Here is a 13623-nt window from a genome sequence, read left to right on the forward strand (position 1 = left end):
CTAACGGCCGAGCCGGGCCCCGCCGGACGCCGGACCGCCCGTCCCGCCAGGGCGGCCGGGGCGGGCGGTCCGACGATCAGGCCGGCACGGCGGTGACCACGATGTTGTCGCGGTAGTGGCGGGTCTTCGCGTCGAACGGCCCGCCGCAGGTGATCAGGGTCAGCCGAGGGCTGCCGTCCCGGGCGAAGTAGCGGTCGAGGGGAATCTTCGTCTTGGCGTACTCCTCCCGGGCCACCACCCGCCACCGGCGCTCCCGGCCGTCGTCGCCGGTGGCCGTGACAGTGTCCCCCCGGTCCAGCTCGCGCAGCCGGAAGAACGCGCCCTCGCCCTGGTCGGCGGCGTCCACGTGACCGGCGATCACCACCGAGCCGCCGTCGGCCTCCAGGCCGGGGCCGTAGCGGTACCAGCCGACGCGGTCGACGCTCGGCGGCACCTCGAACTCGTCGGTGCGCTGGTTGACGCCGACCGGGTCGACGGTCGCGGTGACCCCGATCGCCGGGATGCGCAGCCGCACCGGTGGGATGGTCGCCCCGCCCGCCGGCAGGGCGCCCGCGTTCACCGGCACCCCCGCCGAGTCACCGGTGGCGGCGGCCGAGGCGGTCCGGGTGGGGGTGGCGCCGGCCAGGGCCGCCGCCTCGTCGGCGCCGACGTCCTCGGCGGGCCGCGACCCGCACGCCACCAGGGTGGCGACGGTGAGCGCGGCGGCGCCGGCGGCCATCGCCGCCAGCGCCCCGCGGTCGCGTACCGTCACCGGCGACCGGTCCGGGCGGTGGCCACCCGCGCCCCGCCGCCGACCAGCAGCAGCACGCCGGCACCGGCCAGCACGTACCACCAGGTGTCCACGCCGGTGCCGGCCTGGCCGCCGGTGCCGCTGGGCACACCGCCCGGGGCCGAGTGCAGCCCGCTGATGGTCTGGGCGACCAACTTCAGGTTCTTGTCCGAGGCGGAGCCGATCGCGTAGACGATCGTCGCGGTGCCCTCCTTCAGGTTGAGATCGGCCGGGCCGATGGCCACGGTGTCGGTGCCGGCGAGCACCACGTCGGCCTTGACGGTGCCGGCCGCCACGTCGGCCTTGGCCTCCTCGGGGTTGGTCAGGTCCTCGAAGACCGGCTTGCCACCGGCCCGTACGTCGACCGCCGGGGCGGCGGCGGTGTGCCGGACGATCAGCCGGGCCTTGCCCGCGCCGACCTTGGCGACGTCGTTGACGAACGGGGTGATCTCCGGCTTGCCGTCGGCGCTCAGGTGGGCGGCGAGGCTGATGTTCGCGCCGCCCGGGGGTGCCGCTCGGGACGGTCAAGAGCCACATCCGACGCGGCATGCAGAGCTTGAAACGCAGATGGGAGGTGGACGGTGCAGCACCTGGACCACGACCGGCTGGTCTTCCTGGCGCTCGGTGAGAGCGCGGCGGAGAGCGGTGAGGCCACCCACCTCGACAGCTGCGACCACTGCCGGGGGGAGCTGGAAACCCTCCAGCACGTCGCCGGCCTGGGCACCGACACCCAGGGCCTGGTCGACCTGCCCGACCCGCCGGAGCACCTCTGGCAAAGCATCGCCGCGGAGATCCGGACCGCCGAGGAGCTGCCGTCGCTGGTGACCCAGCGCGGCACGCGGCCCGCCGCCGCACCGGCCGGTCCGTCGGCCCCGCCCGCTCGCGGGCGGCGCTGGCCGCGCTGGGCCACCACGGCCGTCACCGCCGCGGCCGCCGCCGCGCTCGGCGTGGTCGGCACGCTCGCCGTGCTCCGCCCCGGCGGGGATCCGCCGCAGCCTCAGCCGGCGGTGCTGGCCAGCGCGGCGCTGTCCGCGTACGGGTCGACGCCGAAGGACGCCTCCGGGGCCGCCCGGGTGCTCGGCGACGACCAGTTGCACCTGCACGTGGCCAATCTGCCGGAGGTCCCGGGATACTACGAGGTCTGGCTGATCGATCCCGCGACGATGCGGATGTTCTCACTGGGTACGCTGAGCAAGGGTTCGGGGGACGAGCTGCTCCCGATGCCCCGGAACGTGGACCTGCGGACGTACTCGGTGGTCGACGTCTCGGCCGAGCAGTACGACAACAAGCCTGCCCACTCCGGCGACAGCCTGCTGAGGGGCACCTTGACGGGCTGATCGGCGGGCCGGCTCAGCTCCCCGGCCCGCCGATCAGCTCCCTTCCCCCGCACGGGAAGGCCCGCGACGACGAGAGCCGCCGCCCGGATCACCGGACGGCGGCTCTCGTCGTTCAGCCGGGGCGGATCACTTCCGCTTGCGGATCTCCTCGGCGGCCTGCGGGACGACCTTGAACAGGTCGCCGACCACGCCGAAGTCAGCCAGCTCGAAGATCGGCGCCTCGGCGTCCTTGTTCACCGCGACGATGGTCTTCGAGGTCTGCATGCCGGCCCGGTGCTGGATCGCGCCGGAGATGCCGAGCGCGACGTAGAGCTGCGGGGAGACCGTCTTGCCGGTCTGGCCGACCTGGAACTGGTGCGGGTAGAAGCCGGAGTCGACCGCCGCGCGGGACGCGCCGACCGCGCCGCCGAGCAGGTCGGCCAGCTCCTCGACCAGCTTGAAGTTGTCGGCGTTGCCGACACCGCGACCACCGGAGACGACCACCGACGCCTCGGTCAGCTCGGGGCGGGAGCCCTTCTGCTCGGCGACCCGCTCGACGACCTTGGCCAGCTTGTCCGCGTCGGCGACCGACACGGCGAGCTGCTCGACGGCCGGGGTGGCCGCGTCCGGCGCCGGGTTGATCGAGTTCGGCCGGACGGTGACCAGCGGCAGACCCTTGGTGACCTTGGACTTGACGATGGTGGAGCCGGCGAAGGCGACCTGGGTGGCGGTGCCGTCGGCGGCCAGGCCGACCACGTCGGTCAGGATGCCGTTGTCCAGCTTGACCGCGAGGCGGGCGGCGATCTCCTTGCCCTCCTGCGAGGAGGCGAGCAGCACGGCGGCCGGCTGGACCCGCTTGACCAGCTCGGCGACCACGGTGGCCTTCGGGGCCACCAGGTAGCCGTCGATCTCCTCGCCCTCGGCGGCGTAGATCTTCTCCGCGCCGTACTCGCCCAGCTTGGCGCTCAGCGCCTCGGCGGCGCCGGCGCCACCGAGCACGACCGCGCTCGGGGTGCCCAGCTCGCGGGCGAGGGTGAGCATCTCGAGGGTGACCTTCTTGACGCCGAACTCCCGGGTGGCTTCGACGACGACGAGAACCTCAGACATGTCCAGACCTCTCACACGAACTTCTCGGTGGCGAGGAACTCGACCAGCTTGACGCCGCCCTCGCCCTCGTCGGTGATCTTCTCGCCGCCGGAGCGCGGCGGGCGCTTGGTGTGCTCCAGCACGGCGCTGGTCGCGCCGTCGAAGCCCACCTCGGTCGGGGCGACGCCGAGGTCACCCAGGGAGAGCGCCTGCACCGGCTTCTTCTTGGCGGCCATGATGCCCTTGAAGGACGGGTAGCGCGGCTCGTTGATGGTGTCCCAGACGGAGACCACGGCCGGGGTCGAGGCGGTGACCACCTCGTAGCCCTCCTCGGTCTGCCGCTCGACGGTGAGGGTGGACCCGTCGACAGTGAGCTTGCGCGCGCCGGTGAGGGCGGCCACGCCGAGCCGCTCGGCGATCATGTGCGGCATGACCTGGACCCGGCCGTCGGTCGACTCGGCGCCGCAGATGACCAGGTCGGCGCCCAGCTGACCGAGGGCGGCGGCGAGCACCTTCGAGGTGGCCACGGCGCAGGACCCGTGCAGGGCGTCGTCCACCACGTGCACGGCCTTGTCCGGCCCCATGGAGAGCGCCTTGCGGATCGACTCGGTCGCCCGGTCCGGACCCATGGTCAGGATGGTGACCTCGCCGCCGTGCGCCTCCTTGATCTTCAACGCCTCTTCGATGGCGTACTCGTCCATCTCGTTGATGACGTTGTTCGCCGAACCGCGGTCGACGGTGTTGTCGTCAGAACGCAGGTTGCGGTCCGCGCCCGAATCGGGCACCTGCTTGACGAGTACGACGATATTCATCGCGCTTCGACGACCCTCCTGTTTGGTGTAGCGATCACTCGCCCGGTCACGGGCGCAGCCTCCCGCGTGACTTAACGATCGGTCAACCGCGGGCTGCTGTGCAGTTGCCCACGGCGCAATGTTACCCGCAAGTAGCATTGCCTCCCCGGAGCCTCAGAGTGACACAGGTCACTCAGCGTCATCGCACCGGGTAAGCTCCCGAAACAGGGAGGTGACGGACATGTCGGGAAGCAGCACGGAAGCGGGCAGGCGGGACCCGGCGGGAGGCGTCACCACCCCCCGCCGCCCCTGCCGACGGATGCTCCCGGACACCTACCGGTGCGCCTGCGGGCGGGTCCGGGACCGCTGCGTCCGGGCCAGCGTCCACGCCCTCTGGTCCACCGAACCGGTCAGGCGGACCCGGCCAGCGCGGCCCTGATCCTGTCGATCGCCGCCGCCTCGGCCGGCGCCACGCCGCGGCTGGCCCGCGCCACCTGCTCCGCCGCGGCGAGCACGACCGACCGGTAGGTCTCGACGTCCCCGGGCGACTTCGCGCGCAGGATCTCCACCGCCCGGCGCAACGCCGGCAGCACGGTCGCCTCGACCTCCAGCGCGGAGTCGTGCGGCAGCTCCGGCAGCGGGCCGGTGGTCAGCGCCGCCTTCACCACCCCGCTGGCGTCGGCGAGCGCCCCGGAGGCGGCGATGCTCTCCCGCACCATGGCCAGCATCCCGGGCACCGCGTTGGAGACCAGGAAGACCGCCCCGAAGGCCCCCGTCTTGAGAGTGAGCTGCTCGTCCGCCGTCAACGGGTCCATGATCACGGAGTGTAGACGTACGGGGTGGTGGTGGTGACCGCAACGAGCCCGAGCCGCTCCAGGATCGGCCGGCTGTCCGGCGAGCAGTCCACCTGCACCAGCGTCTTGCCCCGCTGCTCGGCCAGCCTCGCCCGGTACGCGACCAGCGCCCGGTAGATGCCCTTCTTCCGCCACTCCGGCAGGGTCGAGCCGCCCCAGAAGCTGGCGAACCCGGTCCCCCGCTGGTAGCGCACCCAACCGGCACTGACCACGGTGTCCCCCGCCTCGGCCACCACCACCGTGATCGACTGCGGGTCCGCCGCGATCTCCTTGGCCAGGCCGGTCACCAGGTGACTGCGGTCCTCGTGCCAGACCGCCTCCTCCATGGCCCCGATCCGCGCCAGGTCCTCATGCGCGGTGACCTCGCGCAGGCGTACCCCCTCGGGCGGCACCGGCACGGCGGCGGCCAGGGCCGCGACCGGGCCGACCACCACGGTCTCCAGGTCCTCCGGGACGAAGCCGGCGGCCCGCAGCCGGTCGGCCAGGTCGGCCGGCTCGTCGTGGCCGGCGAGCTTCCACTCGACGCCCTCGCCCCGGGCCCGGAAGAACTCCACCTGCCGGGCGATCAGCGCGTCCAGCTCGGCGCCGGCCAGTCCGCCGAGGTCCCGGTAGGTGAGGAAGCCGCGCTGGTCCAGGCCGAGGACCCGGTACAGCGGGCCGTCCTGTTCCACCGTCACCCCGGCGGGCAGCGGGTCCGGGAGTTCCGGCCGGACCTGGTTGTCGTAGGCGTCGCGCAGGCTACGCGCGTCAAGATCGGTCATCCCCCCAGGCTAGGGGCGGGACAAAGCGGATAATGGGCGGTGTGTGGGAGGCGATCAGGCGCTGGTTCGATCCGCGCGAGCTGCGGTCGGTGGGCACCACGCCCGACTACCGCTTCTCGCTGGCCAACGAGCGCACCTTCCTGGCCTGGTTGCGCACCGGCCTGGCGCTGATCGCCGGCGGGCTGGCCGCCGCGCAGTTCCTGCCCAAGCTGCCGCTGGCGCACCTGCGCGAGGTGATCTCGGTCGCGCTGCTGCTGCTCGGCGCCACGGTGGCGGTCCGGGCGGTGGACCACTGGGCGCGTACCGAGCGGGCCATCCGGCTGAACGAGGAGCTGCCCGCCTCCCGCTTCCCGGCGGTCCTCGCCCTGATCGTCGCGATCGGCGCGCTGTTGCTGGTGGTCGCGGTGCTGGCCCGGGGCGTGGGATGACCCGCGACCCCGGGCTGCAACCCGAGCGCACCCGGCTGGCCTGGCGACGTACCCTGCTGGCGCTCACCGGGGTCACCGTGCTGGAGATCCGGCTGGCGCTCGCCGGCCACGCGTTCGACGCGGTCCTGGCCGGTCTCGCGGTGACCGCCTGGCTGGCCACCCTCCTGGTCGACTGGCGGCGGGCCACCGGGGCGGGCCCCCGTCGCGGGCACCGCTGGTCGTTCCCGCTGACCGCGCTGGCGGCGGCCGGGATGGCCCTGCTCGGCGTGCTGCACGTGCTACGCGGGCTGCGGTGAGCGGCACCGATGGTCCATCATGTCCGGCATGGTTCGCCTGTACGGACTTCTCTTCCTCGCCGAGGTGGTACTCGCCATCTGCGCACTGATCAGCTGCCTCTCCGCCGAGGAGGGTGAGATCCGGGCGCTGCCCCGGGTCGCCTGGGTGCTGATCATCCTGTTCTTCCCGCTGATCGGCTCGGTCGCCTGGTTCGCCGTCGGGCGGGAACCGACCGCCCGGCGCCCCCGCACGGCCTGGCCGATGGGGAACGGATTCGCCGAACAGGACCGCCGCCGGTCCGTCGCGCCGGACGACGACCCGGCGTTCCTGTCGTCGCTGGCGGACCGGAACCGCCGGGACGACCAGGAGCTGCTCCGGCGGTGGGAGGAGGACCTGCGCCGGCGCGAGGAGGAGCTGCGCCGGCGGGAGGACGACCGGGACCGGCCGGAGGTCTGAGCACCGCGGCCGAGCACCCGCCGGGCAGAATCGACGCCGTGCGGATCAGCCTGCTCGGCCCCCTGGAGCTGCGCGCCGACCCCGGTACGCCGGTCGAGGTCGGTGGCGCCCGGCTGCGCCGACTGCTGATCCTGCTGGCCCTGGAGCCGGGTCGGACGGTCCCGGTCGGCCGGCTCGCCGACGGCGTCTGGGACGGTGACCCGCCGAGCGGCGTCGCCAACGCGCTGCAGGCCCTCGTCTCCCGGCTGCGCCGCAGCGCCCCCGGCCTGCCCGTCGAGGCGCGGCCCGGCGGCTACCGGCTCGCGGTGTCCCCGGACGACGTGGACCTGCACCGGTTCGAAGCCGAGGTGCACGCCGGCCGGGCCCGGCTCGACACGGACCCGGCCGGGGCGTCCCGCCGGCTGACGGAGGCGTTGGCGCTGTGGCGCGGGCCGGCGCTGGCCGAGGTCGCCGACGCCGACTTCGCCCGCGCGCCGATGGCCCGCCTCACCGAGCTGCGGTTGGCCGCCACCGAGGACCTGGTCGCGGCCCGGCTGGCCGGCGAGGCCCCGGACGCCCTGCTGCCGGAGCTGCGCGAGCTGGTCGCCGCGCATCCGCTGCGGGAACGGCTGGCCGGGTTGCTGATCCGGGCGCTGCACCGGGCCGGCCGGTCCGCCGAGGCGCTCGCCGAGTACGAGCGGCTGCGCGCCACCCTCGCCGACACCCTGGGCATCGACCCGGGACCCGAGCTGGCCGCCCTGCACCTGGAGATCCTGCGTGCCGGGGACACCGGCGGCGGCGGGCCGGACGGCCCGCCCGGGCACGCCCCGGCGGCCGGGGACGCCGGCGCCACCCCGGGACCGGTCCGGGGCAACCTGCCCGCCGCGCTGACCAGCTTCGTCGGCCGGGAGGAGGCCGTGGACCGGGTCGGCGCGCTGCTCGACGGGTACCGGCTGGTCACCCTCACCGGGCCGGGCGGGGCGGGCAAGACCCGGCTGGCCGTCGAGTCGGGCCGCGCCGTGGCCGGTCGCTTCCCGGACGGGGTCTGGCTGGTGGAGCTGGCTCCGGTGACCGATCCGGCCGAGGTGCCGCAAGCCGTCCTCGCCGCGCTCGGCCTGCGCGAACAGGCACTGCTGGCGCGCGGGCCCCGGAACGGCCCCGAGCCGGTCGAGCCGGTCGGCCGGCTGGTGGAGGCGCTCGCCGGCCGGTCCGCCCTGCTGCTCCTCGACAACTGCGAGCACCTGCTCGACGCGGCGGCGGCGCTCGCCGGAAGCCTGCTCACCGCCGGCCCCCGGCTGCGGGTGCTCGCCACCAGCCGGGAGCCGCTCGGCGTCACCGGCGAGGCGGTGCGGCCGGTGGAGTCGCTGGCCCTGCCGCCGGGCGACGCGGACCCGGCGACCGCGCTGGCGTACCCGGCGGTGCGGCTCTTCGCGGACCGGGCCGCCGCGGCCCGCGCGGACTTCACGGTGGACGGTGCCACCGTCGGCCCGGTGGTCCGGATCTGCCGGGCGCTGGACGGGATGCCGCTCGCCATCGAGCTGGCCGCCGCCCGGCTGCGCTCGCTGACCGCGGCCCAGGTGGACAGCCGGCTGGACGACCGGTTCCGGCTGCTGACCGGCGGCAGCCGGACGGCGCTGCCCCGGCACCAGACCCTCCGCGCGGTGGTGGACTGGAGCTGGGACCTGCTGGACGACGGGGAGCGGGCGCTGTGGCGACGGCTGGCCATCTTCGCCGGTGGGGCCACCCTGGACGCGGCCGAGCGGGTCTGCGGCGACGGGTCCCGGCCCGGGGGCGTCCCGGACGTGCTCGACCGGCTCGCCGCCCTGGTGGACAAGTCGCTGGTGGTCGCGGTCGGCGACACCGAGCCCCGCTACCGGATGCTGGAGACCATCCGGGAGTACGGCCTGCACCGGCTGGCCGAGGCGGGCGAGGCGGACCGGGTCCGGCGGGCGCACGCGACGGAGTACCTGGCCCTCGCCGAGGCGGCCGAGCCCCGGCTGCGCACCGGGGAGCAGCTGCTCTGGTTGCGCCGGCTCGCCGCCGACCACGACAACCTGCACGCCGGGCTGCGGCACGCGGTCGCCGCCGGGGACATCCCCACCGCCGTCCGGTACGCCGCCGCGCTGGGCTGGTACTGGTGGCTGAGCGGCCAGCGGGCCGAGGGCGCCGAGCTGGCCGCCCAGGTCCTCGCGCTGCCCGGGGTGGCCGGGCGGGCCGCTCCGGACCGGCTGGCCGTCGCCCTGACCATGGCGGCGCTCAACCTGGTGTCCACCCGTAACGACCTGGCCACCAGCCTCGCCTGGCTGGAGCGGGCGGCGGAGCTGGCCGTCGGGCACGAGTCCGGCCATCCGGTGCTGCGGCTGGTCGGGCTGATCGTCGCGGCGTTCCGCAACGGGCTGCCGCCGCGGTCCCCGGAGGAACTCGCCACGCTCTTCGACGACCCGGACCCGTGGGTGGCGGGCACGGCGCGGCTGTTCCAGGCGCACGCACATCTGAACGCCGGCCTGTCCGACGAGTCGGCCGAGGCGGACCTGCGCGCGGCGCTGGCGCACTACCGCGCGGTCGGGGACCGGTGGGGGATGTCGTTCGGTCTCACCTCCCTGGCCGACCTGCTGGACCGGCGGGGCGAGGCGGCCCGGGCCACCCCGTTCCACGAGGAGGCCCTCGCTTACTTCGAGGAGCTGGGGGTCCAGGACGACGTCCCGGAGATGCGGCTGCGCCTGGCGCACAACCTGTGGCGGCGCGGCGACCACGACCGGGCCCTGGCGGTGCTGTCCCAGGCCGAACGGGAGGCGGAACTCGGCGGTTCGGACGAGACCCGGGCGGCGGTGACGCACGGCCGGGCGGAGATTCTGCGCGCCCAGGGCGACTGGGCCGGGGCCCGGGCCTGCCTGCGGGAGAGCATCCGGCTGGTCGGTGACCGCGCCGTCGCGCCGCAGTGGCGCGCGCTGCACGCCACCAACCTGGCCATGCTGGACGCGGTCGAGGGGGATCTGGTCGCCGCGCGCGGCCACCACGACCGGGCGCTCGGCCTGGCCCTCGGCTCCCAGGACGCCCCGGTCGTCGGCGCGGTGCTGGTCGGCTTCGCCGACCTGGCGCTGAGGCTGGGCCGCCCGGCCGCCGCCGCCCGGCTGCTGGGCGCGGCGAGCGGCGTGCGGGGCGGCCCGGACCACGCGATCCTGGACCGCCCCCGGGTGGAGGCCGCCGCCCGCGCCGCGCTCGGCGAGGCGGGTTTCGCCGAGGCGTACGCGGGCGGGCTGGGTTGCCGGTTGGAGACCGCCGCCGAGGCGGTCCGGGTCACACTCGACGCCTGAGCGCCCGTACGGCGAGCGGGGCGAAGACGGCGAGCAGCACGGCCGCCCAGATCAGCGACCGGGCGACCGGGCCGGCCACCGGCCCGGAGACCAGCAGGCCGCGCAGCGCGTCGGCCAGGATGGTGGCCGGGTTGACCTCGACCCAGTGCTGCATCCAGGACGGCATCTTGTCGGTCGGGACGAACGCGTTGCTGGTGAAGGTGAGCGGGAAGATCACCATGAAGCCGAAGATCTGCACCTTGTCCGGCTCGCTGACCAGCACGCCGACCAGCACCGAGATCCACGAGGCGGCCAGGGAGAAGGCCAGCAGCAGGGCGAACGCGGCGAGCAGCCCGGCGGCCCCGTTGCCCACCCGGAAGCCGAGGATCATCCCGACGCCGAGCAGCAACGCCACCGACCAGGCCTGCTTGACGGTGTCGGCGAGGATCCGCCCGGCCAGCGGCGCCCAGCGGGCGATCGGCAGCGTCTGTAGCCGGTCGAAGACCCCCTTGGTCAGGTCGGTGTTCAGCCCGAAGCCGGTGGTCATGGTGGCGAAGAAGGCGTTCTGCACGATGATCCCGGGCAGCGCGAACTTCAGGTAGTCGCCGGGCGAGCCGGCGATCGCCGTGCCGAAGACGTACGTGAAGAGCAGCACGAACATCACCGGCTGGATGCTGAGGTCGATCAGCTCCATCGGGTTGTGCTTGATCTGCACCAGGCTGCGCCAGGCCAGGGTGACGGTGTGCCGCAGCCCGGCGACGAGGCCCGGCCGGCGGGCCGGGGTGAGCGGGGCGGCGAGGGTGGCGGCGGTCATGCCGGAACTCCTTCCAGGTCGGCGGGGGCGGTGTCCGGCTCGGCGCGGTGACCGGTCAGGTGGAGGAAGACCTCGTCCAGGCTGGCGCCGCGCAGGGCCAGTTCGGCCACCGCGACCTCGGCGGCGTCGAGCCGGCGGACCACGGCGGGCAGCACGCCCGGGTCGTTCACCGGCACCGACACGGTGGTCTGGGCGACCTCGGGGGTGGCCCCGGTGACCTCGGCGGCGACGGCCAGCACCGTGGGCAGGTCGGTCGGGTCGGTCGGCCGGACCGCGAGCACCTGCCCGCCGGTCCGGGCCTTCAGCTCCTCCGGGGTGCCCTGGGCGATGACCCGGCCGTGGTCGACCACGGCGATCTCCCCGGCGAGCTGATCGGCCTCCTCCAGGTACTGCGTGGTCAGCAGCACCGTGACGCCGTCGGCGACCAGGCCGCGGACGATGTCCCAGAGTTCGTTGCGGCTGCGCGGGTCGAGCCCGGTGGTCGGCTCGTCGAGGAAGAGCACCTTTGGCCGGCCGACCAGGCTGGCGGCCAGGTCGAGGCGGCGGCGCATGCCGCCCGAGTAGGTCTTGGCGGCCCGCTCGGCGGCGTCGGTGAGCTGGAAGTCGGCGAGCAGCTGCCGGGCCCGGGCCCGGGCGTCGGCCCGGGAGAAGCCGAGCAGCCGGCCGATGAGCAGCAGGTTCTCGGTGCCGGTGAGGTTCTCGTCGACGGAGGCGTACTGGCCGGTGAGGCCGATCAGCTGGCGCACCCGGTGCGCGTCGCGGCGGACGTCGTACCCGCCGACGGTGGCGTGGCCCTCGTCGGCGGCGAGCAGGGTGGCCAGCACCCGGACCGCCGTGGTCTTGCCCGCCCCGTTCGGGCCGAGCAGCCCGAACACCGTCCCGGCGGGGACAGCCAGGTCCACCCCGGCCAGGGCGGTGGTCGCGCCGAAGCGGCGGACCAGGCCCTCCGCGCGGATCGCGTATGTCATCGGAACTCCCGTCGTTCTCGCTGGTCACCCCACCTTGAGCGACGGCGCTGACGTTACGGCGACAACCGCTGACAGACCGCTGATTTTCCCTCCGGGCAGAACGGCGCGACCGCCGTCGCCGGTCGGTGCGGCGGCGGCGGCGGTCGCGGGAGCAGCGCGGGTCAGGCCAGGTTCGAGGAGCGGGGGTACGCGTCGGCCGGGTCGGTCAGCACGTTGACCAGATACGGCACGCCGGCGTCGAAGGCGCGGGTCAGGGCCGGACCGAGGTCGGCGGCCTTGGCCACGGTCTCCCCCGCCCCGCCGAGCGCCTCGACCACCTTGTCGTAGCGCAGCCCCGGCTGGAGGTCGGCGGCCACGTCGTAGCCGTACATGGCCCGCATCGGGTGCTTCTCCAGGCCCCAGATGCCGTTGTTGCCGACCACGATGACCACCGGCAGCTGCTGCCGGACCAGGGACTCGACGTCCATCAGCGAGAAGCCGGCCGCCCCGTCGCCCAGCAGCACGCAGATCTGCCGGTCGGGGTGGCTGACCCTGGCCCCCATCGCGTAGCCCATGCCGGTGCCGAGGCAGCCGTACGGGCCGGGGTCGAGCCAGGTGCCGGGCTGCGCCGGCTCCAGGTACTTCCCGGCGTACGAGACGAAGTCGCCGCCGTCGCCGATGGTGATCGCGTCGGCGGCGAGCACCTTGCGCAGCTCGCCGTAGACCCGGGCGGGGCGGATCGGGTCGGTCTCGGCGGCCATCTCCTCGGCGTCGCGGGCCTTCGCGGCATCCTCGGCGGTGCGCAGCTGCGCGATCCAGTCGGCGTGGTCGGCCCGGTCGCCGGGGTGCTCGGCGAACGCGGTCAGGATCAGGCGCAGGTCACCGGCGGGGGCGGCGGCCGGCTGGACGTGCCCGGCCCGCTGGCTCGGCGCGTCGACCACGTGCACCACCTCGGCGTCGCCGAAGTCGCCGAAGGCGAGCCGGAAGTCGAGCGGGGTGCCGATCACCACGACCACGTCGGCGTTCTTGAGCGCGACCCGGCGGGCCTTGGCGAAGGCGAGCGGATGCTCGGGCGGCAGCGCGCCGCGGCCCATGCCGTTGGTGAAGACCGGGGCCCGCAGCGACTCGGCGGCGGCGCGGAGGGCGTCGACGGCGTCGCCCGCGTACACGTCGGAGCCGGCGATGATGACCGGCCGGGCGGCGCCGGCGATCAGGCCGGCGGCCTTCGCGACCTCGTCCGGGTCGGCCTCGATCGGGGCGGGCGGGGTGACCGCGGGCAGTTCGGCGTCGCCGACGGAGAAGACCGCTTCGAGGGGGAAGTCGAGGAAGACCGGGCCGCGGTGCGGGGTGAGCGCGGTGGTCAGCGCGGCGGACACGGCGCGCGGGATGTCGTCGGCGCTGAACACCGTCTCGGCGTGCTTGGTGACCGGGGCGACCAGCGGCAGGTGGTCCATCTCCTGGAGGCTGCCGGAGCCCCAGCGGAACTGCGGGGCCCGGCCCCCGAGCACCAGCACCGGCGAGGCGTTGAAGAAGGCGCTGGTCAGGCCGGAGACGCCGTTGGTGACGCCGGGGCCGGCGGTGAGCACGGCCAGGCCGGGGCGGCGCTGGAGCTTCGCCACCGCCTCGGCGGCGAAGACGGCGGACTGCTCGTGCCGGACGTCGTAGAGCGGGAAGCCGGCCTTGTGCGCGGCGTCGTACAGCGGGAAGACGTGCCCGCCGGAGAGGGTGAACATCTCCCGTACGCCGTGTGCGCGCAGTGCCGCGAGGGCCAGCTCGCCGCCGTGACCTTCGACCCGTTCCGTCATCGCCACTCCCCTTCGTTGCCCGACCGGAGTCACACGCTACTGGCCGGT

General features: G+C 74.7%; 13 protein-coding genes and 2 pseudogenes. 6 read left to right on the forward strand and 9 right to left on the reverse strand.

What is annotated here, in order from left to right; all coding sequences use genetic code 11:
- Positions 1-76: 76 nt before the first annotated feature.
- Together EFE23_RS06085 and EFE23_RS06090 are read right to left on the reverse strand one after the other, a co-directional pair.
- Entirely contained in the window at positions 77-751 is a 675-nt protein-coding gene (locus EFE23_RS06085; protein ID WP_123239900.1) for a class F sortase, read from the reverse strand.
- Positions 748-1272 (reverse strand): annotated as a pseudogene (locus EFE23_RS06090) (DUF4397 domain-containing protein); the annotation flags it as partial. The pseudogene EFE23_RS06090 and the gene EFE23_RS06085, both read right to left, overlap by 4 nt.
- Before the next feature lie 2 nt (positions 1273-1274).
- Between EFE23_RS06090 and EFE23_RS28770 the strand changes: the two are divergent.
- A pseudogene (locus tag EFE23_RS28770) lies at positions 1275-1397 on the forward strand (RNA polymerase sigma factor); the annotation flags it as partial.
- Positions 1351-2106 (forward strand): anti-sigma factor, encoded by a 756-nt coding sequence (locus EFE23_RS06100; RefSeq protein WP_123239901.1) that lies wholly within the window; start codon positions 1351-1353, stop codon positions 2104-2106. The pseudogene EFE23_RS28770 and the gene EFE23_RS06100, both read left to right, overlap by 47 nt.
- A 126-nt stretch (positions 2107-2232) precedes the next feature.
- On the opposite strand, the gene EFE23_RS06105 is transcribed toward EFE23_RS06100, so the two are convergent.
- The 4 genes from EFE23_RS06105 to EFE23_RS06120 all read right to left on the reverse strand — a co-directional run bounded on the left by EFE23_RS06105 (position 2233) and on the right by EFE23_RS06120 (position 5577).
- Positions 2233-3192: an electron transfer flavoprotein subunit alpha/FixB family protein gene (locus EFE23_RS06105; protein ID WP_123239902.1), complete on the reverse strand. Its 960-nt coding sequence runs from the start codon at positions 3190-3192 to the stop codon at positions 2233-2235.
- Positions 3193-3203: 11 nt separating this feature from the next.
- Positions 3204-3983 (reverse strand): electron transfer flavoprotein subunit beta/FixA family protein, encoded by a 780-nt coding sequence (locus EFE23_RS06110; RefSeq protein WP_123239903.1) that lies wholly within the window; start codon positions 3981-3983, stop codon positions 3204-3206.
- A 389-nt stretch (positions 3984-4372) separates the two neighbouring features.
- A complete protein-coding gene (locus tag EFE23_RS06115) occupies positions 4373-4777 on the reverse strand; it encodes a hypothetical protein (RefSeq protein ID WP_123239935.1) in 405 nt (134 codons plus the stop codon).
- A gap of 2 nt (positions 4778-4779) precedes the next feature.
- The gene (locus EFE23_RS06120) at positions 4780-5577 is read right to left on the reverse strand and encodes a GNAT family N-acetyltransferase (RefSeq protein WP_123239904.1); all 798 of its coding nucleotides are present in this window, start codon (positions 5575-5577) and stop codon (positions 4780-4782) included.
- Between the two features lie 41 nt (positions 5578-5618).
- On the opposite strand from EFE23_RS06120, the gene EFE23_RS06125 reads away from it, so the two are divergent.
- Genes EFE23_RS06125 through EFE23_RS29425 form a run of 4 tightly spaced genes read left to right on the forward strand, consistent with a single transcriptional unit; the run spans position 5619 to position 10030 of the window.
- Complete coding sequence (locus tag EFE23_RS06125) at positions 5619-6005, forward strand: YidH family protein (protein WP_123239905.1); 387 nt, start codon at positions 5619-5621, stop codon at positions 6003-6005.
- Positions 6002-6301, forward strand: coding sequence for a DUF202 domain-containing protein (locus EFE23_RS06130; protein ID WP_123239906.1), 300 nt, complete (start codon positions 6002-6004; stop codon positions 6299-6301). Before EFE23_RS06125 ends, EFE23_RS06130 begins: the two co-directional genes overlap by 4 nt.
- Before the next feature lie 28 nt (positions 6302-6329).
- Complete coding sequence (locus EFE23_RS06135; RefSeq protein WP_123239936.1) at positions 6330-6737, forward strand: PLD nuclease N-terminal domain-containing protein; 408 nt, start codon at positions 6330-6332, stop codon at positions 6735-6737.
- A 38-nt stretch (positions 6738-6775) separates the two neighbouring features.
- Positions 6776-10030, forward strand: a complete 3255-nt coding sequence (locus EFE23_RS29425) for an ATP-binding protein (RefSeq protein WP_123239907.1) — start codon at positions 6776-6778, stop codon at positions 10028-10030.
- Here EFE23_RS29425 and EFE23_RS06145 read toward each other — a convergent pair.
- From EFE23_RS06145 to EFE23_RS06155, 3 genes are all read right to left on the reverse strand, one after another.
- On the reverse strand, positions 10014-10823 hold the full coding sequence (locus EFE23_RS06145; RefSeq protein WP_123239908.1) for an ABC transporter permease: 810 nt from the start codon (positions 10821-10823) through the stop codon (positions 10014-10016). The genes EFE23_RS29425 and EFE23_RS06145 overlap by 17 nt on opposite strands.
- Positions 10820-11791 (reverse strand): ATP-binding cassette domain-containing protein, encoded by a 972-nt coding sequence (locus EFE23_RS06150; RefSeq protein WP_123239909.1) that lies wholly within the window; start codon positions 11789-11791, stop codon positions 10820-10822. The genes EFE23_RS06145 and EFE23_RS06150 overlap by 4 nt, the downstream gene beginning before the upstream one ends.
- A gap of 161 nt (positions 11792-11952) precedes the next feature.
- A complete protein-coding gene (locus EFE23_RS06155) occupies positions 11953-13575 on the reverse strand; it encodes an acetolactate synthase (RefSeq protein ID WP_123239937.1) in 1623 nt (540 codons plus the stop codon).
- Between the last annotated feature and the right edge of the window lie 48 nt (positions 13576-13623).

Source organism: Micromonospora solifontis (assembly GCF_003725545.1).
Lineage (GTDB): Bacteria > Actinomycetota > Actinomycetes > Mycobacteriales > Micromonosporaceae > Micromonospora > Micromonospora solifontis.

Excerpts from the sequence above, each read along its gene's own strand:
- EFE23_RS06105 (WP_123239902.1), bottom strand. The coding sequence starts at position 3,192 with ATGTCTGAGGTTCTCGTCGTCGTCGAAGCCACCCGGGAGTTCGGCGTC.
- EFE23_RS06110 (WP_123239903.1), bottom strand. The coding sequence starts at position 3,983 with ATGAATATCGTCGTACTCGTCAAGCAGGTGCCCGATTCGGGCGCGGAC.
- EFE23_RS06115 (WP_123239935.1), bottom strand. The coding sequence starts at position 4,777 with ATGGACCCGTTGACGGCGGACGAGCAGCTCACTCTCAAGACGGGGGCC.
- EFE23_RS06120 (WP_123239904.1), bottom strand. The coding sequence starts at position 5,577 with ATGACCGATCTTGACGCGCGTAGCCTGCGCGACGCCTACGACAACCAG.
- EFE23_RS06130 (WP_123239906.1), top strand. The coding sequence starts at position 6,002 with ATGACCCGCGACCCCGGGCTGCAACCCGAGCGCACCCGGCTGGCCTGG.
- EFE23_RS06135 (WP_123239936.1), top strand. The coding sequence starts at position 6,330 with ATGGTTCGCCTGTACGGACTTCTCTTCCTCGCCGAGGTGGTACTCGCC.
- EFE23_RS06145 (WP_123239908.1), bottom strand. The coding sequence starts at position 10,823 with ATGACCGCCGCCACCCTCGCCGCCCCGCTCACCCCGGCCCGCCGGCCG.
- EFE23_RS06150 (WP_123239909.1), bottom strand. The coding sequence starts at position 11,791 with ATGACATACGCGATCCGCGCGGAGGGCCTGGTCCGCCGCTTCGGCGCG.
- EFE23_RS06155 (WP_123239937.1), bottom strand. The coding sequence starts at position 13,575 with ATGACGGAACGGGTCGAAGGTCACGGCGGCGAGCTGGCCCTCGCGGCA.